Source organism: uncultured Gimesia sp., from assembly GCF_963976445.1.
Classification (GTDB): Bacteria; Planctomycetota; Planctomycetia; order Planctomycetales; family Planctomycetaceae; genus Gimesia.
Genome location: NZ_CAXBKP010000040.1, coordinates 1 through 24,084, shown reverse-complemented (window position 1 = coordinate 24,084; position 24,084 = coordinate 1). Strand labels below are relative to the sequence as shown.

The window sequence follows — 24,084 nt, the reverse complement described above, 5'->3', positions numbered from 1 at the left end:
CAGGTCAGGAGATTGGGAGCGAAATCTTCTGTTCAGATCAAATCGCACAAAAACAATTGCGCCAATAAAAAAACAGCCCGCGAATTGATACTCGCGGGCTGTTTCTGTTTGTTCTGAATTCAAATCAGACTTTGATTAGAACTCGCCGATGACGTTGCCATCAGCTTTATTTCCCAAGTCCTGCCAGGTAGGAAGGTGAACATTTTCCGAGATAAACCGAACAGCGCCATCACCAAGCAGTGCATGAACCCCGCCGACATGCTTACTGCGTGCTCCTAACAAAGCCGTTCCGCCGGTGCTTGAACCACATTCCTGTAAATCGGAATTAGGACCGATCAAAGTGGTGTAGCTCCATGTCCACATCTCTCGTGCATAGAACCAGGAATAACCACGCCGTTTCTGGTCAGCAGTTCCCGTACAAGTCGTTCCCGTCGCATTCACACTGGAATAAGGATGGGCCACGACACACTCTGCAACGAACATCGTGTTAGAACTTCCGTCTTCAATATCCCTCAGCTGAGTCTTGCTGTTCATGAACATCACAGAACGACCATTGTTCTGAAATGGGTTCCCACCGGCCGCATACCCGCCCGTATCAGCAGTACTCGTAACATAGTTCGTCGGACCATAACCAGTTAGTCCTGTCTTGCCACGGTTACCGGGATCACTGGGACAGCGATAAGCGGGCAGTTCATAATCCATCGCCTCGATATTTACGGCTGCCGTATTGCCGGGCGTCGCACTCCAGTCGATCTTATTGAACAGAGGTGCCTGATCCATATAAGGTAAAATACGGGCCTGCCAGCTGATCATGCTCGTGTCCCACTCATTCACGCCTGAACTGGTGGGAGCGCGAACACTCGCGGGCGGAAACGTCCGAAACGTATCGTGGTAGTTGTGCAGAGCCAGGCCGATCTGCTTCAGATTGTTCTTACATGTGGATCGACGGGCCGCTTCCCGTGCCTGCTGTACTGCAGGTAACAGTAGTGCGATCAGAATCGCAATGATGGCAATCACCACCAGCAACTCAATCAAAGTAAACCCTTGACGCCGCTTCAGAATTAATGCTTTCATAATTGGAATAATCCTATATAAAGAGAATACAAAAGACTCAGTGAGATCGAGAACCGACTCAAGAAAATGTTATTTTGATTCCAACGCGTAGTCGGTAGTGTTCTCGCCGGCTTGAATTTCGAACTTCAGCGTGGAGTTAGAATTATATTTGGCAGGCAGATATTGCTTCAGGATCTCGATTTTCTGACCGTCTGACTCCTCGAATTTACCTGTTTTCTTCACGGCACTGATCAAGACTTTATTCGTGCCCACAGTGGGTCCCTGACCCGCTGCCAGACTATAAGCCCCATTGGTAATGTTCGTTTGAACCGCTTTTCCACGAAGCGGTTTGCCAGAAGCATCCGTATCAGGAACAAATTGAATCGTCCCCTCGGGCAAAGGCTTCCCTGCATACGTAATCGTACCGGAAACCGCAGCTCGTTCGATGTGTTCTGCAGATCCGCCAGAACAGCCGCTGACTATCAACGAACAGAAAATGATCGCAAAATGTGTGGATCGCAAAGAAAGAAACATAGTGTGCCTGCATCTTAAAAATTGGGTTTGACAACCCAAGTTCAATCAAAAAACTCGGATGGAATAGAGAGAGGAACGGGAGAAAATCAAACTCTCAGCCTTTCGCCACATACTTGTCATACGATTTAACGCAAAGAATACGTGATTGAATACCTGTTGAAAATCAAATCGGGAGAATTTTCTTAACAAATATTCGTATTGCAACGTCGAGCCTAACTTGTGTCCCTCCCCTATGTCAACTGCAAATTTGAACAAGCTAGCCGCCGCCAGCCTCAATTTTGGCGAGAAACATGTGAACAGAAACACCCATGGTAACACCAGAAAGAGACAGTCTGTTCACTCATTGCAGGCTTCGCCTACCAGCACAGACTTCGGGGCAGGTCGAACGCAGTTTACGGTTTGAGATCAAAGTCGAATGAGTTGGCACCTTCTTTGATAACAGCCTGCAAATCGGTCGACTGTTCGCTCTGGAATTTCTGGGGAACTTCACTCAGTACGTCTTTCAGTTCCGGGTTCCCTGATTCCGAAGGGGGCGCATCTCCCAGACCGGCAGACGTGAAATAAACGCGATAGTCGCCAGCAGGAACCGCATTTGGCAATTCATAGGAACCATCTGCCTGCAAATCAGCATAAACCCCAGTCCCTGTCGTCGACGAAACAAAATTGATATGGCACTCTGCCAGTGCCTTGCCATTCACTTTGACCGTGCCACTCGCCGTTCCCGAAGGGACAGATTCCGTACCACCTCCACAACCACTCAGGAAACTGAAGGATGACATCCATATCATCAGGAAAATCCATGTCCTGACAGAACTCTGGCTGATCGCCAAATTTGAAAATGGATACCCTGTGGTGCCTCTGAAAAAAAACGACATTCCGTATTTCCCCCTACGTTGATTTATCAAAAACAAACAGCCGATGCATTCATAAAAAACACATCGGCTGTTGCTTACAGTTTGAATGCTTACACAATGCTGGAATTCGACATAAATTAGAATTCGCCGAGAACAAGATTATCGTTTCTCATGCCTAACCGACGGTACGTTTCGATATCAACATTATTCGAAATGAAACGAACGGCACCGTCTGTCAGTAAAGCATGAATGCCGCCCACGTGCTCTGATGTCAGCGGGTTATTCGGCGTGTAGGTTTGATTCCCTCCCGCTGGTGCTGTCCGAGGATTGGGATTGTAGCGAATCGTATTCACTCCGGTCCCCCAGCTTGACAGCCCCAAATGGCCGGCCCAGCCGCCATAATAATTACTCCGATAATCTTTGTTATCTACTAGGCCTGAGTCTTCGCCGATGATCATTGTGTTCGAAGTACCGTCTTTACAATCACGCATCCGGGAAGACTTTCCAATCAACATTAGCCCGTTATTACACCAATTACCCCCATAGATGAGACTGCCACATCCGGCATTGTAGGGAGCAACGCCAGCATAAGAACCACTGATGCCCACATAGTCCATCGTCATGCCGGTTTCTTTACCCAGTGCAGCATTCGGCGAAGTCTTGCCATTATTAGAAACCGGACTGCCCCCTGTGTAAAAAGCATCTGCTGTGCTGGAGGGACACTTATAGACGGGCACATAATAATCACTGAGCACGGCGTTCTCGGTATTATATCCAGCAGCCGAATTTCCATTTCCGGAAGCAAAGCCGTGCTGTGAACTCGCTGCTTGAGTTAACTGATTGTAAGCGGGTGCCTGATCAATATAAGGCAAGATCGAAGACCGCCAGTTGGCCCGATAATAGCTCGTTTGTGAACCAATCGGAAACGCGCGAAACGTATCGTGATAATTGTGCAATGCCAACCCGATCTGCTTCATATTGTTTTTACAAGTCGAACGGCGGGCCGCCTCCCGCGCCTGTTGCACAGCAGGTAGCAACAACGCAATCAGAATGGCAATAATAGCAATCACGACAAGCAGCTCAATCAGGGTAAACCCTCGTCGCTTTCTCAATAATTTCAACATGGCACATGCTCCGGAGTGAAAAAAAGTCGGAATGAAAATAAGGCAGGAAATTTCTTCTTTGAAGAGTAAAACCTATCTACATCAGATTTTAACACGCTCCGGAATGTGACAGCTACGATATTTACCTTTATTTAATAAAAAAGACATACAAATAAATGTATACACCGAACAAAGGACCCACATGTACCTACACATGCACATCCCTTGATTTGTCGCACTATAATGATGAGTTTCAACTCAAGAAAATTAGTGGCTTCCAGGCACTTCAATCGTCACCAAACAACTTCAATTTGTCTGGATTCCGTAGCGCATAAATGCCGCAAATTCTGCCCTGTTCCACTTCGAATTGAAACGCGGAAACCAGTGTTCCCGCCTGAATGATCATCAATCCGGGAGCACCATTGAACCAGGCGACATCGACCCTCACATCATCCGCTTTTGCTGCGATAAACGCGGGACGCACTGCCTTTAAAAAGAACCGGGTAATCAGATCGGCTCCCTGAACGACCTTTCGCGCAGCAATCGCTTTGCCGCCCCCGTCGGAAATAAACGTGGCATCTTCCTTCAACAGCGAAACCAGTTCTTCCGTCTCTCCCCGTTTCACCGCGTCCGAAAATGCGGTCAGCATCTGCAGGTGTTCGTCGCGGCTCTGTTCTGCCTTCAACGATTTTCGCCCCAACTTCCCACGTGCCCGACTCGCCAGTTTTCGACACGAACTTTCACTCCGCTCCAGAATCTCGCTGATCTCATCAAAACGATACTGAAACAGATCGTGCAGAATAAAACTGGCCCGCTCAGACGGAGAGAGCTGTTCCAGCAAAACCAGGAGCGCCATCGAAATCGACTCGTCCAGCTCCAGTTCCTCTTCCGGCGTATTTTCATTCGCCAGAAATGGTTCGGGCAACCAGGGACCGACATACGACATCCGCTGCACACGGGCGCTCTTGAGATAATCCAGCGCCAGCCGCGTAGCCACTTTCATCAACCAGGCGCGCGGCACTCGAATCGCCGCCTGATCGGCGTCCAGCCATTTCAGACACGCTTCCTGCACGATGTCTTCCGCTTCCACCCGCGAACCGGTAATCCGATACGCCAGACCAAGTAGTGGCTCGCGACAAGTTTCAAATGTCTCTAAGGCAACTGAAGAATTCACGGCAAGACATGCTTTTCTATTAGACTCGGAATCGGTTAGACCTGAATTTCAATCAAACGGCAGCGATTCGCATAACCGGCGGCGCGCTTGATCGTGGGAAAGACTTTCGCAGTCGCGATACAAATCCCCAACTCCAGCAGTGCCCCTCGATCAAAGCGGGACTGAATCCGCCGCTCAAGCGCCGAATCGATCTCACTGGAACTAGCCACCTGCACGGCGAAATCATACAAATCACGCAGTTCCTCCGAAAGCCCATCCCCCCCCTGCAATACCGCTTCAATAATCTCACGCGAGACATGGCTCTCCAAAGCAAACCGGACATTCAACTGCAGGCACTCGCCACAGTCTTCCACCTGCATCGCCGCCAGCTTCGCGATCCAGTAGGTCTCTGGATCCAGCTGCTCTTGATGGCAGGCCAAAGGCTTAAACGCCACAAACTTCGCATATCCGTCGGGTGATTCCACCAACAGTTCCCGCAAATACGTACTGTCATACTGATACCGCGTTTCAAACTCGTCGATCTCTGATCGATAATCCACTTCACTCATGCGTCTGTTCCTGTGAAAAATAAGTTCGTTCAAAGGAATGACGAGTGAGCAACACGAAATGTGACCAACTCAGCCGAATAAATTCAAATTCGGGAAATGTTATCCATAGAGGTCCGCCAGCGCTGACGTCAAATCGGGAAACGAAAACTCGAACTCCTCGTCCCGCAGACGACTCGAAACACAATAACGACCATACAGCGCCAGCTCCGGGTCCGTCCGCATCAACAGCGGCGCACCAATCCGCACCATCCAGCTTGCCGCTGGTAACCCGATCGGCATCTTGAGCGCCCGCCGTAATTCGCGCATGAAATCGGCATTCGAAACCGGTTCCGGAGCCGTCGCCAGATAAGCCCCCTGCATCGTTTCGTCGGTGATCGCCCGGTAAAACAATCGATTCATATCCTGTGCATGAATCCAACTCATCCCCTGTTTGCCACTGCCGACCGTGCCCCCCAGTCCCCAGCGAACCAGCTTCGCCAACCGCTGTAAGGCACCGCCGTCTCGTCCGATCACAAAACTGGTGCGAAGAACCACCTGCCGCATCTCTGGCAGTACCGATTGCGCAAATGCGGCTTCCCATTCTTGAGCCACAAAGGGAGCCAGCCCATAACCGAAGGCAGAATTCTCATCGCAAACGCACTCGGGCGGATCACCATACCGGTGCGCTGTCGACATCTGCACCCAGACGGGAGGCGGCGATTCAACTTCGTGCACCGCCAATCCCAGTACGTTCGTCGCTTCCACGCGCGAGCGCAGAATTTCATCACAATGATCGGGAGTCTTGATGCAATCCACCGTCCGCCCTGCCAGATTCACAATCGCGGCCGCTCCATCCAGCTCACTGACCCACGAGCCTACCGAACGGGCACTCCAGACCACATGCCGCCACGCCCCCTGTTTGTTTGGCGCATGCCGCCCTAACAACACGACGTCAAAATCCAACTCAGTCAGATAACACGCCAGGTTCAACCCCAGAAACCCGGTCCCCCCGGCGATCACAATTCGTTTCTTCGGTTCCATACTGATTGACTTTGTACTAAAGAAGCCTGCTGCATTTAATATCGAAATGATTTACTCAGCGTGCAAGTGATGATCTTACGCCGAAAGACACAACTTATAGAAACGCCTCATCCGGATTCTTGTCTTTAAAGTTCGCAGCAATTTCATTGGCTGTTTGCGATTCTGAATAACACAACGAACTGTAAGCCCAGCTGCGCACTTCGTAAAACGGACTGTCTAGCTCATGCTTCAAGAATTCGATCGCCTCGGGTTCGATGGATTCGCCAATCAACTCAACCAACCGTGATCGCATCTGTTCTTCGGTTTCTGCTTGCGCCAACGCAAGCAGTTCAGTAATCACTTCACCCACCCGGCCCTTGATGGAATGATAGCCTTCCTCGTACGTTAATGAATCTCCGCTTCGCAGCTGTTGAACGAATTTCTTGAATTCAGATTGATCCATTTCATTGCGTTTCTAAACTTCATTATCCCATTCGAAGTGACCTGTAAGTCTCGTTTAAAACATTTCGTACCCGGTCACAAAATAGATCATCGAATCAACAATCAGCGCCAGACCGACCAGAACCAGCAAAATGGGCATCACAAAATTACTGATGCCGACCAGCCAGTCATTGATTTTTCGTAATATTTCCTGACTCTTCTGACCAGAAGTCGCGCTCAAAACAGGAACCAGAGCAAACGGCACTGCATAGAGCACATTGTATCCCGCTAACACAGTCAGTGACGTCATCGGTGTCAGGTCGGCTTTCAGAATTTGATCCAAGGCAGCGAAATAAGGCAGCGCGAAAGGCAAGCCCATGAAATTGACAATCGCCCCCAGGCCAACCGCCGATAAAAGCGTCAACGTGCGACTCTCTTCCGCCTGTTCTTTTTTCTCTGTTTTCCAGGACAGGAAACCAACCCAGAGAAGAATCACACCAATCACAAAGCCGATGATGTAATCGATCTGTTGTGGATTCGACAAGCGGTTCGAAATCGATTCTATTCCAATCGCGATCACCACGCCTGCTCCAAAATAAGCCAGCGTATGCCCCAGCAGAACAGCGCAGCTATTCACCACAGGCCGATTCGTCCCCGCCGCATAGACCAGAAAGGCGAATAACACAGGATTGACGACATCCGCAATCAGAATCGGAATCAAAGTCATCCACAGCTCAAACATAGACTCACATCCTTTTGAAGCCTAACACAAACACGCGATCAAGCCATAAGGCACAGGCATTAATGAACGTCTCGACCAATTCTGTTCAAAACGTGAACCTGTTTCTTGTCGTTCAAGCATTTTTGCGTTGACCGATTCAGCATCAGACTCAACGCATCCGCTCATGCATAAACTCAAACGCCCGCTGGTAAGCGGCATCAATCAGTTTCGGATCACCGCCCGCCAGTCCGTGTTCCGCACCGGGAATCGTCACCAGTTCATGCTCGACACCATGCTGCCGGAACTGTTCTGCCATCAACGTCGACTGCTCGTAAGGCACGTCGGTGTCTTTCGTGCCATGCACCATCAGTGTCGGTGGATACGCTTTTGTCACGTTCTTAAGCGTCATATACGGATAGAATTTTTCGGGTTCGCGATGATGATCCCATCCCGCAACCGCTTTCGGCCAGATCCCCTGCTGACGACAATATTCGTAGAAACCGCCGCGTTGTTTTTTACTCTCCCGCGAATCCGCGATCGGCGAATCGCTAACCTGCGCGTAGGCTTCTGCCTTTGTGAATTTCGTTTGATGACGCTCATGCGGGCTCGGCTTACCGATCCAGTCACCAATCAAATCGCCATAACCCCAGAACGGAACTAAAACCGTCGGTCGCGGCTTCGCCCGATAACCGGCGATCATCGTCATACAGCCCCCCGCTGATCCACCCGAGACCGCAACCTTGCTCGTATCGACGTTGAACAGCTCCGGCCCTTTCTGATGCAGCCAGGTAAAACCATCTTCCAGGTCGGCAATGATTTCCGGCAGTTTCGTTTCCGGCGCCAGACGATAATCAAACGACACCACGGCATAACCAGCGCCCAGCATATCCTGCAACACGCGACCACTCACGCCGCCGCGATGCCCGACAATCAACGCCCCGCCATGAAACCAGACCATCACAGGTCGCGTCTTGTTATCGTCGGCCCGATGCACGTCGGCTTTGATCTCCAGATTGGCGACCGTTTTATAAGTGAATGTTTTCACTTTTGTTTTGGGTGGCTTCGCATTGCTGACTGCAGGCAGATACAACGCAGCCGCTCCCGCGGCACTGACTCCCAACATCTCACGACGATTCATCATAGCGGACATGCATAGTTCTCCTGAAGCAAGGATCGTTTCGATATCATTCCACGATACCAGAAACAACACGCTGCGAGCAAACCGGAAACGGCGATCAAGCAGAAAAACAGACCATCAGCACGACCAACGCCACCACGGCCAGAAACATGCTCCAGGCGGTCTGCTCTGAAATTCGTTCAGGATTGCGCCACCACTCCTTTAATGAACCCAGCCGATGCCACAACCAGAAACCAGCGGGCACCGTCAGCAAACCAAAGCCCCACATCACCCACAGAGGCGTCCCCGTTTGGAGCATCACATCACAATCGCCAATTCCCTCCAGCGCACCGCCGGCGATCTAAGCACCGTTGGCGATCAGACAGAAGCCGGCAAAGAACTGCACCAAGGATGCCAGAGACCAGCGCAACCCGTTTGCTGCCAGATATAATCCCAGTGGGAACAAAACACCCCCAAGTGGTCCGGCCCAGACCACCACTGCCGGATAAGGATTTGCCGCTAGATCCGTGCGTGAAATTGCCAGTGGATGCAATACCACGCGAGTGATCTCACCCCCGGTTACCAGACCGCCGCTCACATGCCCCAGTTCATGCACGCCCATCATCGCCAGCCAGCAGCCGAGCAGTAACGAAACGCAAAACAGGAGTTGGTAAAACCGCGGCAAGCTCACACCACACTGCTCCCTAATACGACACATTGAGAATTCTGCCAAACCCACAATCACTTAAGTCAATACACAGAAAACACTTAAAGATTGTAATGCATAGAAAACCTGATCAGACTTCAAACTCACTGTATTCTTCAGAAAAGTCACAAAATGTCGGGTGACAGAGCCCGAAGTCGGCTGTTATGATGAAGATCCAACCTTTTTTAGTTTCCTTTAGTTTCAACCGATCAAGAAGTTGTTCATCATGCTCAACAGAGTTTTTCTGAAGCACACGCTCTCCCTCTTTGTATTCCTCGGTTTCTGTGGACTCACTGGTTTCCCGCTCTCAGGCGAAGAAAAACAGGCCCCACCCAAAGCGGCCACCCCCGCCGACCAGCCGTTGATTCTATTCATGATCGGCGAAGAAGGCTACAAGACCGCCGAAAGCCTGCCGGCGTTTGCCAAAGCACACCTGCAGCCGCTCGGCTTTCGCACTCAGTTTATTTTTCCTGACAAAGACGATCCGAATTCCTTCCCCGGACTGGAAGCCCTCAAGGAAACCGATCTACTGTTCCTCAGCGTCCGACGCAAAACACTGCCCGCAGCGCAGATGAAACTGATCCGCGATTACCTTGCCGCCGGCAAACCACTGGTCGCACTCCGCACATCCAGTCACGGCTTCTCCCTGAGTAAAGGCAAACCCGCCGACGGCTACGTCGAGTGGAAAGAGTTCGACACAGAAGTCCTGGGCGGCGAATATGACGGCGACTTCGGCAACAAAACACCCACTGATGTGACAACTCAACTGCGGGCCGAGCAGAACCCGATTATGGCCACCGTCCGCAACAAACATTTCCGTAGTGAAGGTTCGATGTATAAGAGCATCAACCTCAAACGTTCTACCAAAACCCTGCTAAAAGGCCTTGCCAATGTCGACGGGCAACCGGTTCAGATGCCGGTCGCCTGGACGAACACCTATAACAAGTCACGCGTGTTCTACACCTCGCTCGGACATCCCGGCGATTTCAAAAACAACACCTTCACTCACACTCTGGTTAACGCCATCTACTGGTGCCTGAAACAGGAACCGCCTCAGGTCGATGTCGCCGGCAAAATCACCCGTGACCGGTTCAAGAAGAATGTGGCTGCCAACGATCAAGTCGACAAGGTGATGAAAGCGTTCAAAGGAAAAGGCGAAGTCGGCGATGAGTCCGATCCAACGCCCCCCGAGCAGGCAGTCAAACTGTTTCAGGTCCATAAAGATTTTGAAATGGAAAGCATCGCCGCCGAACCGGAAATTATGCAACCCCTCTACATGAGCTTTGACCATCGCGGACGGATGTGGGTTGTACAATACCTGCAGTACCCGTTCCCCGCTGGCCTGAAAGTGGTCAAATATGATCAATACCTCCGCGCCGTCTTCGATAAAGTTTCCCCGGCTCCGCCAAATCATTTCAAAGGCGCCGATAAGGTTTCCGTTCTCGAAGACACCAACGGCGACGGCACCTTCGATAAAATCAAAGACGTCATCACAGGCTTGAACATTGTCTCCGCCGTCACCGTCGGCAAGGGAGGCATCTGGGTTTTGAATCCCCCTTACCTGATGTTTTATCCCGACGCCAACGGCGATGATATTCCTGATGGCGATCCCGAAGTGCATCTGTCCGGCTTCGGTCTGGAAGACACTCATTCAGTCGCCAACAGTCTCAAGTGGGGCCCCGATGGCTGGCTCTACGGAGCGAACGGCAGTACCACGACAGGCACCGTCAGCTCCAAAGCGACCAAAGGCGTGCACTTCAAAGGGCAGATGATCTGGCGCTATCACCCCGACAGTAAAGTCTTCGAAATTTATGCAGAGGGTGGCGGCAACACATTCAGCGTAGAGATTGATTCCAAAGGCCGCGTCTTCTCAGGCACCAACAACGGCAGCACCCGCGGCATGCATTACGCACAAGGCGGATACGCTCATAAAAACTGGGGCAAACACGGCCCGTTGACGAATCCGTTCGCCTTCGGTTATTACGAACACATGCGACACAAAGGCTACCAGGAACGGTTCAGCCAAACCTTTTCGATTTATGAAGGCGGAACCTTCCCTGCCAAATACAATGGCGCTGTCTTCGCCGCCAACTCGCTACACAATCGAGTGATGGCCAGTAATCTAATTCCCGATACATCAACATACCGCACCGAAGACATGCCGCCGATCGTGCTCACGCAGGATCGCTGGTTCCGCCCTGTGGACATTAAAGTCGGCCCCGATGGCAGTGTTTATCTGGCCGACTGGTACGACAGCCGCCTGACGCACGTCGACCCGCGCGACAACTGGCACAAAACCAGCGGCCGCATTTATCGGTTGAAACCAACGAACTTTCAGCCCATCAAACCGTTCGATCTCAGCAAGCGAACCAACGCCGAGCTGATCGAAACGCTGGGCCATTCCAACAAATGGTTCCGCCAGAAAGCCGTTCAGGTCATCGGCGAACGCGGCGATCAATCGATGGTTCCCACACTCTTGAAAATCGCCAAAAGCGAGAACGATGACCGGGCACTCGAAGCCCTCTGGGCGCTGAATCAACTCGGCGATTTTGATGAACAACTTGCGCTGGAACTGCTGGGACACCGCGATCAACACATCCGCCGCTGGACCATTCGTCTGCTCGGCGATCAGCATCGGACATCAAAGTCATTGACCAAATCAATGGTGGAACTCGCAAAAACAGAGCCATACGCCGAAGTCCGTTCGCAACTGGCTTCGTCCGCCAAACGGTTCCCTGCGGAATCAGGGCTCGCGATCACTGCCGTCCTCCTGCAGCGCGAAGAAGATCACGCAGACCTGCATATTCCACTGCTTTTATGGTGGGCCATCGAAAGTAAAGCGACGTCTGACCGGGAAGCGGTCCTGAAGCTGTTCTCCAAGCCAGAGTTCTGGCAGGTCAAGCTGGTGCAGGACTATATCCTCGAACGCATTATGCAACGCTACGCAATGGAAGGCGGCGAAGAAAACTATGCCATGTGTGCCAAGCTGCTTAAGCTGGCGCCTGCTCCCGCACACAAAGAAAAGTTAATGGTGGGCATGCTGGAAGCATTCCGCGGCCAGAAAATTGACAATCTTCCAGAAGCGCTCAGCAAAGAACTCGCAGAGTATCAGAAAACCCTGGGCGAATCCGATCTCGCGCTGGCGCTGCGTCTGGGCGACAAAGCCGCCACCAGCCGCGCTTTGAAAATCATCGCCGACAAAAACGCCGATCGGCCAACCCGCTTGACCTATATCGAAATTCTGGGACAACTGAAAACCAAGTCAGCTGTTAGCCCGCTGACCGCGATTCTCTCTTCAAGAGGCGCCGACACGCATTCGCTCAAACGAGTCGCGCTGCAGGCGTTGATGAACTTCGACAATCCCAGTATCGGCAAGAATATCCTCGCCCGCTATCACAGCACTCTGCTCGACGAACATGACGTACGAGGTACCGCGCAGCGGGTTCTGGCCAGCCGCAAAGCCTGGAGTAAACAGTTTCTGAGTGAAGTCGATGCCTGGCGAATCAAATCCAACACCATTCCTTTGGATGTCGTACAGCAAATGGCGCTGCACGATGATCCGGAAATCAAAACCAGTATCAAAAAGCACTGGGGTAAAGTGCGTGGCAGCACGAACGCAGAAAAACAGCAGGAGATGAAACGCGTTGCCAGTCTGGTCAAACAGAGAGGCGGTCAGTTTTCTGCCGGAAAGGTTCTGTTTAACAAAACCTGTGCCGCCTGCCATACGCTGTATGGGGAGGGAGGCAAAGCGGGTCCGAAACTGACCGGCTACGAACGGGATAACCTGAACTTCATGCTGCTGGCGGTCGTCGATCCGAGTGCCGCCATTCGCGAAGAGTTCACAAACTTTCTGATTGTCACCGAAGACGGACGGACCGTCACCGGTTTGATCGATGAACAGACCACGAAAACCATCACACTCAAAGATGTCAAAGGTCAGACCGTGCTCATCAATAAAGCGGATGTCGATATCCTCAAAGCCCTCGATCTCTCATTGATGCCTGATGGCCTGACCAAAAACCTGAGTGATCAGGAAGTCAAAGATCTGTTCTCTTACATCATGAGTCGTACCCCCAACGGCGGTAAATAAGCCGCCAGCGAAGCGGGCTGCTCCCCTCGGCCCTCTTCGCTTTTTTTCACTCTGTTTTTACAGACCTTGACCTGCGATCTTTAGTTGGTCGGCGCGGGCTTGCCGAAGCTGTATTAACAGTTCCACAATCGCATTGTGTGCGTGATACGTCTGGCTGATCACCAGCGATTGACTTTCTGCCACCTCTGAGATCGTGCCCCCCTGTTCATTGACATACCGCTGCGGAGCAGGGCCTGCGCCTAAGTCCCCTCCAACACGCCGAGGCGTTTCCGACTTCCAATCTCCCAGATTCGCATTGCGGATCGCGTCAGCTAAGACACGATAGTCATCAGGACCAGAACGGCATAAATCGCCTACAGGATAAACCCGGGTTTTCAGCATTTCCGCTGCTGTGCCTTTTGTCATAATCAGAATGAGGTCCCGATCGACAACATAGGTCAGATCAATCGGATCCAGAATTTGGATCAAGGCATTTTTCAAAGAAATATCCTCAAGACTGGCATTAATCGGCTCATCCACGGAAACATAATCGTCTTCCAGATCTTTGCTTTGAATCACAATGGGCACATTGTGCAGCGCACTAAAATAAGTCATCACTTCAGTGAGTGGGATCTCTGGAAAATTCCCCTCTGTATCGGATCGTAACTCTGCTTCTAACTTCTCTTCGCGTTTCGTCAACGCCGGGTAAATATTTTGTTTCGCCTGCTTCTCTTTGGCGATCACTGCTGGTTTCGACTGAGAATCCTGAGTAGCCTGCTTCTCTTCCGCATGAACGGGCATCACCAACCAGCCCACGCTCAACAGACACGCGGCAACCATCACTACGCCATTTCTTCTGTTCTTGAATAACATTGCATTCTGCATCGTAGTCTCCTGTTTCCGTTATGCTGGTCTCTTCATCGAACAGACCAGCGTCGAACGAACTATTAACAAAACATGGTTAGTTTAAGGCGCGTGCCTGACGGAGCTGAGTCAGGAGTTCCACAATCGCATTGTGTGCCTGATACGTCTGGCTGATGACCAGGGACTTACTTTGAGATACCACAGAGATGGTGCCGCCAGCTCCCTCCTTATAAACGGGTGAACCAAGACCTCCCCCTAAGCCTCCACCAAGTCCTCCACCACCAACTTGAAATAAACCTTGGCCGCCACCACCAGCAGGAACTCCACCGGGTCCACCAAGCCCCCCCGCTTGACCGGGAACGGCATGCATGACTCGTCCGCGCCATTGTCCCATGCCTGTATTTCTGATCGCAACTTCCAACGCGAAATAGTCTTCAGGAGTTTTTCCAAAATCGCCCACAGGATAAACACGCGTTTTCAGCATGTTTTCCGACTTCAGAATCGTGGTAATGATCACAACATCCCGGTCGACGACATAAGTCAGACCAATCGGCTTCAAAATCAGCTCCAGCACTGTCTTTAACGAAACCTTCTCCAGAGAAATGTTAACTGGCTCATCCAAGGTCAGCCCTTCTTCCCCCAGGTCGTTTGCAAAGATGACAATGTTTACGCCGATCGAATCCTCATAGAATTTCATGACATCTTTCAAAGGGGCATCCACAAAATCTGCTTCCACATTCTCTTTCAATTGCTCCTGAAATTGTTTTTCGAACTTCGTCATTTCCGGAAAGAACAATGGCACGGCCTGCTGCGCTTGATTTGAGATGAATCCCCCCGGGAGCGGCACGACGTTCGGTACAGACGGCTTGTTCGCCTGAGCGCTCTTAACCTTCTGTTTCTCTTCCGCATTAGCAACCAGCATCAAGCCGGTAGCAGCCAGACCGAAAATCGTCGCGACAAAGAATTTCTGTTTCAAAAACCGACTCATGATAGTCCCCCATGTGTAATAAATTTCGAAATTGACAACAGGCGCAACTCAGTCAACGTGGCAGAATCAGATTATTTTACTGATGGAACTGCCTGATCTTTGCGTACCTGTCTGAGCTGACTTAATAATCCGACAATTTTTTCATGTACCCGATCCGTATCATTCACCACGAGTGCTTTACACTGGGGAACGACAGAAATACTTGTGTTGACGGATACCGTAGGCACGCGTTTCTTACCCGGAGCTCCCAGTACCAGATCACTCACCGGAGAATACTTCGATCTGGATCGACTTGTTAAGACGCAAGTTTTTTCGATCACACTTTCCAAAGCCTGGTAGTCGTCGGGCGTCTTGCATAAATCTCCCACCGGATAAATACGCACCTTGAATGTGCGGTCTGCCTCTTCCTGCGTGGTAATTTTGAGAACTTCACCATCTACAACATAAGTCAAACTCAGTGGTTCCAAAATAATATCCAAGGCCGATTTGAAAGGAATGCCAGACAATGAAACGTTGATCGGCTCGTCTGCGGTGAGACCCTCTTCTTCCAGGGCAAGGCCACTGAGAAACATATTGATGCCATGTTGTGACTGGAGTGAATTCAATGCTTTCGATAAAGGGACATCCGGAAAATCGCATTTCGTGTTTGCATTGAGCGCTGTTTGAATGTGCTGCTCACGTATTGTCAACGCCGGATAAAATGGCTGTTTGATCTCATACTTCTGCTGTGTAACCGCTGGTTTCGCTTCTTGAACCGTAAATTTCACCGGCCAATTGCTGGTTTTAGTCACTGTTTCCTGCGACTTCTCTTCTGCATTGGCTGACACCACAAGACCGCCGACAGCCAGGCAACCGATTGCCATAACAAAATGTTTCGTTCTCAATATCCAAAACATCTGAACTTCCTTTGCAAAATGAAATGACACAATTTCCTGCAGGCGAACCTGATACTTCCCATTAATATAAACCATCAGCGCTCTCGACTCAGAGAACTGATGCCTGTTCCATAACGGCAGCAGAGTAGAGAAAGGAATAAGAAATGAATGTTCTCGAATTGAATGAATGGCTTCTCTAAAAAATGAGAATGCGCCTGCAGTTTCTCAATGAAAAAATGACTCAGTATTTGAGCGAAATGAAACGAGAAAATAAGCTTGAGAACATCAGCGAGATATAGCATGAAATGATGAATATCCACTGATGGTAAACAGTCCACTTCAATGTGTCAACTTTTTTTCTTAGATGAGAAACAATTGATGTGGCACAATCAATCAATCGTGGGCTGTCAATGATTTCCGCTCTGCCACAAATCGTTTGAGAATCAGTAGAAAACCAGGAACGGTCAGTAGAGATCCCACGATCAGAAAGCCCCAGCCCGCGCCGACCGGGCCATAGTTTTTCCCCAGATACCAGACCAGCAGCCCGGTAATCAGTTGGCACGTGGTATTTAAGACCAGAAACGGCTCCTGTTTAAAGGGGCGGATATACGCCATCACGCACTGGGAGATATGTATCGGAACAATTGCCAGAGTCAGCAGCACCGTCGGATAGAGCGGCAATATTCTGCCTTGCACTTTCTGAACCAGATTCCAGACAGGCTCCAAAGCCTGCCACGCTGCCGGCAGTTCAACGCCTTGGATCGCTTGCAGCATCCAGACTACCAGACAAAAAACGGTCCCCCCTGTCAGCAGAACCAGTGTCGAAACCTGAAACAGCCGTCGAAAGACACGGTTTAATTCAGGAATGTCATTTTGCGAAACCAGTATGCCGAAGAGTGGTGCCCGCGACAGCAGCCAGGCATAGGCGGCCAGTTGCAGTGTGATCAAAGAGGTCCACGTCATCCCCAGTTGCCCGGAGACCTCGGCCCCCTGGTAGTTAAACATCAGAGGAATCACAAAGGAACTCGTGAAGTAAGCCGCCATCGCCTGAATCGCCAGCTTCCAATGCAAAGGCCAGATCTCTTCCGACCAGTCGACCTGGGGACCGGGGTGAGGTTGCAGCAGTGAAAAAAAGAAGTGTCGATAGTGAATGAAAATGATCCACAGTTCCCAAAACAGTCGCACCGCCGAAATCGCCACACACGTCCACAAGCCAGCACCACTGGAGATACAAATCCAAACAACCAGCGTACCCATGATCCCCTGCAGCGCACGATATCGATTCGTCACTGCAACTTGATTACATCCATCCAGTAATGACAGACAGGGAACCGCAATCAAACTGAGCGCCGTCAACCCCACCGCACAAAACCAGGGCGCACGCCAGCTCACATCGGGCGCGGGTTGAGACGACAGGAAAAAATAGCCTGCCACACCAATGGCCCCCACAAACAGCGTCCCCGCGACGGCATACCATTTTACCACCAGCGACGCCAGACTGCGTAAACGCGACAGCGCCGACACATCGCCGGTCAAATAACCCCGTTCATCAATTTCTAATTCAGACCATTCGTGGCTGGCCAGATACAGTGTAACGACCTGCATGCCCATCTCGACAAACGTCTGTAGCGCAATCAGCGCACCAAAGTTGTAATAGAAGCCTTGTGTTTCACTGGAAAAAAACGCGACGATCAACAGCAGTGTCACGGGGCCCGAAAGAAACTGCCAGCCCCGATTCACCAGCGCATAAAACACCGCCCGGTTGACTTCCATGCGGTTCAGCAAGCGACGGGGCCAACTGCGTCGTTGTGGTTCAGGTTCCCGCTGTTTGGTCATGCTGCCTAAATCTGCTCTCTAATCGAATTCGATGTCAATCTCAACCAGTGGTCCCTGCCTGTTCTGAAACCGCCCGCATCAGATCTGCTTCTGTCTGACACAATTGCTCTGGTGTATCGGAGATTAACAACACATTCACCAGTCGCACTGTTTGCCCGTTTATTTGATCGGGCGACGTGGCGATCAATCGCGTTCCCGAGTCCCCTTGTTCCGAGACACATCTTAACCAGTTTGAAAAGCAGATACCATACGACTCTTTCCAGGGAAAATGCAGCCAGCTCGCCTCTTGATTCGGCTGCAAAAAACGTGAAAACCCCAATGCCAGCCGCCCCATCGTATACCGGGCATTCACATCTTGAATGGGGCGCCACTGCAGTTCCCCGCGCTCGTCTAAAAACTGCATCGCATCAATGCCCAGCGGACCGAAGTAGCCTGCCTGCTGCACCCGCTGCGCCACACGTTGCCCCACTTCGATCACAGGTTGCCATTCCTGCAAGGTTTGTTCATCAACGGTGATCCGGCTCCCCCGATATTGCCCCCGTTCATCAGACAGCAATCGTGCCTGCCCAATCCACTGAGGCTTCTCCTGTCGGGGAATAAAAAACTGCAATCCCGCCTCTGCCGTCCGCTTGACCCAGGGTTCCACAAACAGAGGCTGGCCTTGTGAAAACCGTTTTGCAGCCCAGCCTCTTACCTGATCGGATAATGGCATTCCTCGCCCGAGCATCCGCTCGCGAGCCGACATGCTGAAATTGGCTTTGACTACCCAAGCGTGATCTCCGCTCTCTTCCTGTGCCTGCAATTCACTGACCGCAGTCTCCAGCTCATTCAGAGTTTCAACCTGTCGACTCCCCGCCAAGGCCAGCCCCCACTCCTGTTCACAGGCAAATGAAAACGTGCGCGCATTGACGGTCTGGACCGCGGTGAGATCGGGCATTTCAACTTGAAACCCTTTTGAGTCAGCAATCTGCAAAACGGCGTCTGACCAGCCCCAGGGAACGAATTCCAGTTCGGCAGCCTGTTTCCGAGTGGGCCATTGATGGATGAATTCCACACGCGGCAAGCCAGCCTCGCTGAGTTGAGTCATAAAACCTGTTGGAATGCTTCCAGGAAGAAAAATCAGATCGCCCTCTTCCGCCAAGCCGATCCAGCTACTGGCGAGCATCGCATTTAAAACGGGAGTCGCTCCCCCTGGCGCAGCATAGGCTTCATTGACCAGTTGATGTTCAAAATCAAAATTGCCCAGAAAGAAACGTCGCATTGATCAAGTCATCGTTTTCAAAAATCGAATTTCCAGTTTGAAGATTCAGATTATGGTTGAAATCTGAACGGGGAAATCTGTTATACTATGTCATTCCTGCCAGAACTATCCTCACACGCTTTTTCTCACGAAAGTCAGCCTGATGCCCCAGTTTAGAAAACGCTTTGTCACTCTTCTCGGACTTTCGATTGTCGTGCTCAGCGTAATGTGCCCTTCCAATCGCAGTCAGGCCGCTGGGAATCCACAAGCAACACCCCTGCAGATTGCAACATTTGAATGCGATATTACGCCCCCCATCGGCAGCCCGCTCTGTTATGGACATGTGGCCCCCGCAAAAAAAGTGGTTGATCCGCTGAGTGCGCGAGGCATCATCATCATCGGCTCTGAAAAACCGATTGTTCTGCTGGCACTCGACTGGGTTGGTGCCAATAATGGCGCACAAGATCTCTGGAAAAAGAAATTAGCCGAGGCACTCAATACCACGACAGACCATTGTGCCGTGCACTGTCTGCATCAGCACGATACACCCGGTGTTGACATTTCTGCGAATGCACTGCTGAAACAGCAGAACCTCAACGGCATCATGTATAACGAAGCCTATCTCGATGATGTCATACAGCGCACGATTCAAGCTGCGAAAGAAAGTTTGAAAAAACCACAACCGGTCACCCACGTCGGCACCGGCAAAGGGAAGGTCGAACAGTTCGCATCCAACCGCCGCATTCTGGGTCCGGATGGTAAAGTAAATATCGTCCGCTTTAGTTCCTCACGTAATCCCGCCGCCATCGCGGCTCCGGTTGGCACAATCGATCCCTTCGTCCGGTTGTTAAGCCTGTGGAACAAGAATCAGCCCATTGTGATTCTGAGTTACTATGCCACACACCCACAAAGTTATTACGGTAAAGGAGGCGTCAGCTGCGACACCGTCGGCCTGGCCCGTGCCCTGCATGAAAAACAGACGCCCGGCGTGTTGCACGTTCACTTCAACGGTGCCGGCGGTAATATCGGCGCGGGAAAATTCAATAACGGCGATCCCGAGAACCGACCTCTGCTGGCACAACGACTGGCAGCCGGCATGAAGCAGGCCTGGGAAAGCACAGAAAAAACGCCGATCTCTGCAAAAGATGTGAACTGGAAATCAAAACCCGTCCTGCTCCCCTTACGGGATACGCTGAATGAAACAAAACTGACCGGCATTCTAAAAAACCCCAAGGCCCGCGTAACCGATCGCATCCGGGCTGCCCGCGACCTGGATTATCTCAAGCGCACGCAAGCTGGAACCACGATAGACATCACACGACTCAAAATCGGCCCGGCCCAGGTCGTTCACATGCCCGGTGAACTCTTCGTGGAATATCAGCTTGCCGCACAGAAAATGGCACCCGATGATTTCGTCTGTATGGCAGCGTACGGCGATCAGGGTCCCGGCTACATCGGCACCAAAATCTCCTATGCTCAGGGCGGCTACGAAACTGGCCGCGTCTCACGCACCGCCCCTGAAGTCGAAACCGTCTTAATGCAGACACTCAAAGAACTGGTCACGAACAAAGATTAATGAAACCCCTATTTGATCGATGTCGTGTGGCACTGTTGGCTTGCCAACAGTGATTAGTAAAAGCGTACCTGAAAAGTAAACCGTAGGGGCAGTACCCATGTGTCTGCCCGCCTGGCGAAACTCAACTCTGTATTGCCCAACGAATGGAACCAGATCAAACCCGCGTAAGTTGATCATGCATATTACACTGTCCCTGCGGGCGGACACATGGGTCCGCCCCTACCGCGGAACGGGTGGGAACGTTGTTCTAAGATCGAACCTGCACCGTCGAACACGGCACCTATGCAATTCAAAAGACACCCCCCTACTTCGTTTTCGAAGGCCGCGACCACTTGATCCGGGAAGTATAAATCCGGTTGTTACTCCCATATTTTTCAATGCCGATCGGTTGCATCCACTCAGCAACGACAACCCACGTTTCAGAGGGGCTGATATCGACGACGGCAAAGTTCCCCATCCTCGCCCCTTTTTCCGGTACGATAATCTGTTCCGTCTTGCGAATCACACGTAGCGTTTTCGGATCGACTTCCGCCATGAACAGCGGAGCTCGATGACGAAAGACATGATCGTTATTTGCCCCGCGTCGTGTATAAACCAGAAACAATTTCTCACTGTGAGCCACCCAGTGCTGCTGCGTGTTATAGTTGCCCAGTTCCTGACCATCATCGAATTTCCAGACGATCGGTTCGGAATAATTCAAGCCATCGTCACTGACAGACACATAGCCTTTTTCATCATTCCGCATCGTCAGATAATACTTATTCTGAAACTTCGTGAGCGACGGCTCATACAAACCACGTTTCACGGGAATCGTGTGCGCGCTGCCATGTTTTTTATAGGTCAGTTTTTCGCCATCAAAGTCACAGAGCACCACCGCCGAACTATATTGTTTCGCAGTTTTTGTCTTGAAATAAACGGGCAATAAAATCGTGCCGTCTTCCAGATCCACACGCTGGGCCGAACCGGCGCCGCAGTTTTCAAATTCAGGGCGATCCGGCATCTTCATCGTCGCCCATTCCGACCAGGTATGATTGTCCTGATCGTAAACCGAATACGCCACACTCCGTTTGCGAACGTGCATCACTTTATTGTGTTCGTAACGCACCGAGTGACCGGTCCCCAGTAGTTTTTTTGTCTTTGCATGCCAGCCGGGAGTAAAATCACAGATCGCAATTTCTCGCGTGTCCGACAATCGGCGGCGTGCTAACGTGTCATGCTTGATCGGCCCCACCCAGTCTTCCCCATCGCTGGTTCGAAATTCATTCAAAGCATAAAACACATCGGAGCCGGTGAGTAATAATTTTTGCGTTGTCAGCACCACGGTCGCAGGAAACGGCCCCGTTTGGGGAATGGCACCAGCGCGAGCCTGAACCCAACAGGTCTTGCCATCAAAGCCTTCGGTCACCGTTCGCAAATCGACATCATACGTGAGCGGCTGCGATTCCTCGGCGGCGGTAGCGAGAATATTTCCGACAGACAGTAAACTAATCGCGACACAAACAGGAATGAACTTTTTCATGCGAGCCTCTTTTTTAATGACAAGGAAGTATCTCTTTACCATAAGCAGATTGAGCACCCGTCTCAATACCAGAGCAAACAATGTTGAAAAAGAGATCTCCGTAAATAAGATTGCATTTTGCGCGAAACCGAATTTAAAATGATCGTGCACCGGCCATTTTATGATGAACCAGCAATTCTTTTCATTCCCTTTCCAGGAACAGACAAATGCGAACATGCACTCTGATCGCTGTCTTCTATTTGATGCCTATCGCCACCCTGACAGCCGCCGAGTTGGACTGGATTCAAGTCAGCAAAGACGGAAAATCATTCGTCACCGCTAAAGCGCAGCAACCGTTTGTCCCTTGGGGATTTAACTACGATCACGACAGAGAGGGACAACTTCTCGAAGATTACTGGAACACCGACTGGAAAACGATTGAGCAGGATTTCGCCGAAATGAAACAGCTCGGCGCGAATGTCGTCCGCATTCACCTTCAGTTCGGCAAATTCATGTCGACCCCCGACCAACCGCGTGCGGCAGCATTAAAGAAACTGGGAGACCTGCTGAAACTCGCCGAACGCTCGGGCCTGTATCTCGATCTGACCGGGCTGGGCTGTTATCACAAGCAGGATGTCCCCCCCTGGTACGATCAACTCAGCGATGCGCAGCGTTGGCAAGCCCAGGCGAATTTCTGGTCCGCCGTCGCGAAACAATGTGCCAACAGTCCGGCGATTTTCTGCTACGACCTGATGAATGAACCGGTGGTGCATGCAGGCAAGAAACAAGGGACCGACTGGCTCGGCCCTGCATTTGCCGGCAAACACTTTGTGCAACGCATTACACTCAGCCCCGATGAACGGTCGCGGCCCGAGATCGCAGCTGCCTGGATCGAAACGCTGGTGGAGGCGATCCGCAAACAGGACCAACGGCATTTGATCACCGTCGGCCTGGTTGACTGGAGTCTGGAACGCCCCGGCCTGCAGTCCGGATTTGTTCCCCAAAAAGTAAGCACGCATCTGGATTTTATCTGTGTGCATCTCTATCCTGAAAAAGGGAAATTGGATGAAGCTCTCGAAACGCTCAAAGGGTTTGACGTCGGCAAACCGCTGGTGATTGAAGAAACCTTCCCACTCAAAAGTTCGCCACAGGAATTCGAAGCGTTTCTCCTGAAATCAAAGCAACACGCGGAAGGCTGGATTGGTTTCTACTGGGGTAAAACGCGCGAGGAATACGAACAGGGCAAAACAATCCGCGATGCCATCATGGCCGATTGGCTCAAGTTCTTCAAAAACAACGGCCCCCAATTCAAAAGAGAGCAATAAAGAGTCACGGGTAAGCCCAAATGCACATTCGGACCGAGCGCAGCGAGCAGGAATTTGACAGTGCGATCGAACAGAGAAGTCAGAGCGTGAATGCGACCGTTAATTGAATAGAGTGGGAACAACCAATTTGAACCAGATACATGCCCCGTCAATTTCCCGTGTCTGCGACAACCCCGAATTACATTTGGGGTTACCCGGTTATTTAAACGTAGGGGCAGTACCCATGTGTCTGCCCGCCTAACGAAACTCAACTCTGTATTGTTCTGCAAATGGGTCCAAATCGAACCTACGCACGTTGGCCATACATTCCACCCTAACCCTGCGGGCGGACACACGGGTCCGCACCCTACGACAACACGGCTGGGAAGGTTTCTCTAGAATCGGAATAGCACCGTCGGACAAGCCGACCGGTGACACACGCGAGTCTGATTTGGTGTGCGTCAAAGAAATGATTTTTAACACGGTATTTTCGACAATACACGAAACCGGGTAACTCCGAATTACATTCGGGGTTACCCGGTTATTTAAACGTAGGGGCAGTACCCATGTGTCTGCCCGCCTAA

Annotated in this window: 21 protein-coding genes; 3 read left to right on the top strand and 18 right to left on the bottom strand. The window is 51.2% G+C overall.

Features of this window, described 5'->3' with window-relative positions; genetic code table 11:
* Nucleotides 1-135: 135 nt before the first annotated feature.
* The 12 genes from AAC022_RS25900 to AAC022_RS25845 all read right to left on the bottom strand — a co-directional run bounded on the left by AAC022_RS25900 (nucleotide 136) and on the right by AAC022_RS25845 (nucleotide 9,262).
* The gene (locus AAC022_RS25900; protein ID WP_339735987.1) at nucleotides 136-1,074 is read right to left on the bottom strand and encodes a DUF1559 domain-containing protein; all 939 of its coding nucleotides are present in this window, start codon (nucleotides 1,072-1,074) and stop codon (nucleotides 136-138) included.
* A gap of 69 nt (nucleotides 1,075-1,143) precedes the next feature.
* A complete protein-coding gene (locus tag AAC022_RS25895) occupies nucleotides 1,144-1,587 on the bottom strand; it encodes a hypothetical protein (protein ID WP_339735985.1) in 444 nt (147 codons plus the stop codon).
* A gap of 392 nt (nucleotides 1,588-1,979) precedes the next feature.
* Nucleotides 1,980-2,366 carry a hypothetical protein gene (locus tag AAC022_RS25890; protein ID WP_339735983.1) on the bottom strand — a complete coding sequence of 129 codons (387 nt, stop codon included), beginning with the start codon at nucleotides 2,364-2,366 and terminating at the stop codon, nucleotides 1,980-1,982.
* 212 nt (nucleotides 2,367-2,578) lie between these two features.
* On the bottom strand, nucleotides 2,579-3,565 hold the full coding sequence (locus tag AAC022_RS25885) for a DUF1559 domain-containing protein (RefSeq protein WP_339735981.1): 987 nt from the start codon (nucleotides 3,563-3,565) through the stop codon (nucleotides 2,579-2,581).
* A 265-nt stretch (nucleotides 3,566-3,830) separates the two neighbouring features.
* Complete coding sequence (gene sigJ / locus AAC022_RS25880) at nucleotides 3,831-4,718, bottom strand: RNA polymerase sigma factor SigJ (protein ID WP_339735979.1); 888 nt, start codon at nucleotides 4,716-4,718, stop codon at nucleotides 3,831-3,833.
* A gap of 35 nt (nucleotides 4,719-4,753) precedes the next feature.
* Complete coding sequence (locus AAC022_RS25875) at nucleotides 4,754-5,266, bottom strand: carboxymuconolactone decarboxylase family protein (protein ID WP_339735977.1); 513 nt, start codon at nucleotides 5,264-5,266, stop codon at nucleotides 4,754-4,756.
* 99 nt (nucleotides 5,267-5,365) lie between these two features.
* The gene (locus AAC022_RS25870) at nucleotides 5,366-6,286 is read right to left on the bottom strand and encodes a TIGR01777 family oxidoreductase (protein ID WP_339735975.1); all 921 of its coding nucleotides are present in this window, start codon (nucleotides 6,284-6,286) and stop codon (nucleotides 5,366-5,368) included.
* A gap of 94 nt (nucleotides 6,287-6,380) precedes the next feature.
* Entirely contained in the window at nucleotides 6,381-6,728 is a 348-nt protein-coding gene (locus tag AAC022_RS25865) for a HEAT repeat domain-containing protein (RefSeq protein WP_339735973.1), read from the bottom strand.
* A 54-nt stretch (nucleotides 6,729-6,782) separates the two neighbouring features.
* Complete coding sequence (locus AAC022_RS25860; RefSeq protein ID WP_339735971.1) at nucleotides 6,783-7,448, bottom strand: GAP family protein; 666 nt, start codon at nucleotides 7,446-7,448, stop codon at nucleotides 6,783-6,785.
* A 148-nt stretch (nucleotides 7,449-7,596) separates the two neighbouring features.
* On the bottom strand, nucleotides 7,597-8,577 hold the full coding sequence (locus AAC022_RS25855; protein ID WP_339735969.1) for an alpha/beta hydrolase: 981 nt from the start codon (nucleotides 8,575-8,577) through the stop codon (nucleotides 7,597-7,599).
* An 85-nt stretch (nucleotides 8,578-8,662) separates the two neighbouring features.
* Nucleotides 8,663-8,866: a hypothetical protein gene (locus AAC022_RS25850; RefSeq protein ID WP_339735967.1), complete on the bottom strand. Its 204-nt coding sequence runs from the start codon at nucleotides 8,864-8,866 to the stop codon at nucleotides 8,663-8,665.
* Between the two features lie 39 nt (nucleotides 8,867-8,905).
* Nucleotides 8,906-9,262 carry a M50 family metallopeptidase gene (locus AAC022_RS25845; protein ID WP_339735965.1) on the bottom strand — a complete coding sequence of 119 codons (357 nt, stop codon included), beginning with the start codon at nucleotides 9,260-9,262 and terminating at the stop codon, nucleotides 8,906-8,908.
* 214 nt (nucleotides 9,263-9,476) lie between these two features.
* On the opposite strand from AAC022_RS25845, the gene AAC022_RS25840 reads away from it, so the two are divergent.
* Nucleotides 9,477-13,340, top strand: a complete 3,864-nt coding sequence (locus AAC022_RS25840; protein WP_339735963.1) for a PVC-type heme-binding CxxCH protein — start codon at nucleotides 9,477-9,479, stop codon at nucleotides 13,338-13,340.
* Nucleotides 13,341-13,397: 57 nt separating this feature from the next.
* On the opposite strand, the gene AAC022_RS25835 is transcribed toward AAC022_RS25840, so the two are convergent.
* The 5 genes from AAC022_RS25835 to AAC022_RS25815 form a co-directional block, all read right to left on the bottom strand.
* Nucleotides 13,398-14,204 (bottom strand): hypothetical protein, encoded by an 807-nt coding sequence (locus AAC022_RS25835; RefSeq protein WP_339735961.1) that lies wholly within the window; start codon nucleotides 14,202-14,204, stop codon nucleotides 13,398-13,400.
* 76 nt (nucleotides 14,205-14,280) lie between these two features.
* On the bottom strand, nucleotides 14,281-15,171 hold the full coding sequence (locus AAC022_RS25830; RefSeq protein WP_339735958.1) for a hypothetical protein: 891 nt from the start codon (nucleotides 15,169-15,171) through the stop codon (nucleotides 14,281-14,283).
* A 71-nt stretch (nucleotides 15,172-15,242) separates the two neighbouring features.
* On the bottom strand, nucleotides 15,243-16,067 hold the full coding sequence (locus AAC022_RS25825; RefSeq protein WP_339735956.1) for a hypothetical protein: 825 nt from the start codon (nucleotides 16,065-16,067) through the stop codon (nucleotides 15,243-15,245).
* 372 nt (nucleotides 16,068-16,439) lie between these two features.
* A complete protein-coding gene (locus AAC022_RS25820; RefSeq protein WP_339735954.1) occupies nucleotides 16,440-17,882 on the bottom strand; it encodes a hypothetical protein in 1,443 nt (480 codons plus the stop codon).
* Between the two features lie 40 nt (nucleotides 17,883-17,922).
* Nucleotides 17,923-19,143 (bottom strand): hypothetical protein, encoded by a 1,221-nt coding sequence (locus tag AAC022_RS25815; protein WP_339735952.1) that lies wholly within the window; start codon nucleotides 19,141-19,143, stop codon nucleotides 17,923-17,925.
* Between the two features lie 142 nt (nucleotides 19,144-19,285).
* On the opposite strand from AAC022_RS25815, the gene AAC022_RS25810 reads away from it, so the two are divergent.
* Nucleotides 19,286-20,698: a hypothetical protein gene (locus tag AAC022_RS25810; protein ID WP_339735950.1), complete on the top strand. Its 1,413-nt coding sequence runs from the start codon at nucleotides 19,286-19,288 to the stop codon at nucleotides 20,696-20,698.
* Between the two features lie 304 nt (nucleotides 20,699-21,002).
* Here the strand turns inward: AAC022_RS25810 and AAC022_RS25805 are convergent, their stop codons facing one another.
* Entirely contained in the window at nucleotides 21,003-22,217 is a 1,215-nt protein-coding gene (locus AAC022_RS25805; RefSeq protein WP_339735948.1) for a sialidase family protein, read from the bottom strand.
* Between the two features lie 206 nt (nucleotides 22,218-22,423).
* Between AAC022_RS25805 and AAC022_RS25800 the strand changes: the two genes are divergently transcribed.
* Nucleotides 22,424-23,521, top strand: a complete 1,098-nt coding sequence (locus AAC022_RS25800; RefSeq protein WP_339735946.1) for a cellulase family glycosylhydrolase — start codon at nucleotides 22,424-22,426, stop codon at nucleotides 23,519-23,521.
* Nucleotides 23,522-24,084: the final 563 nt, after the last annotated feature.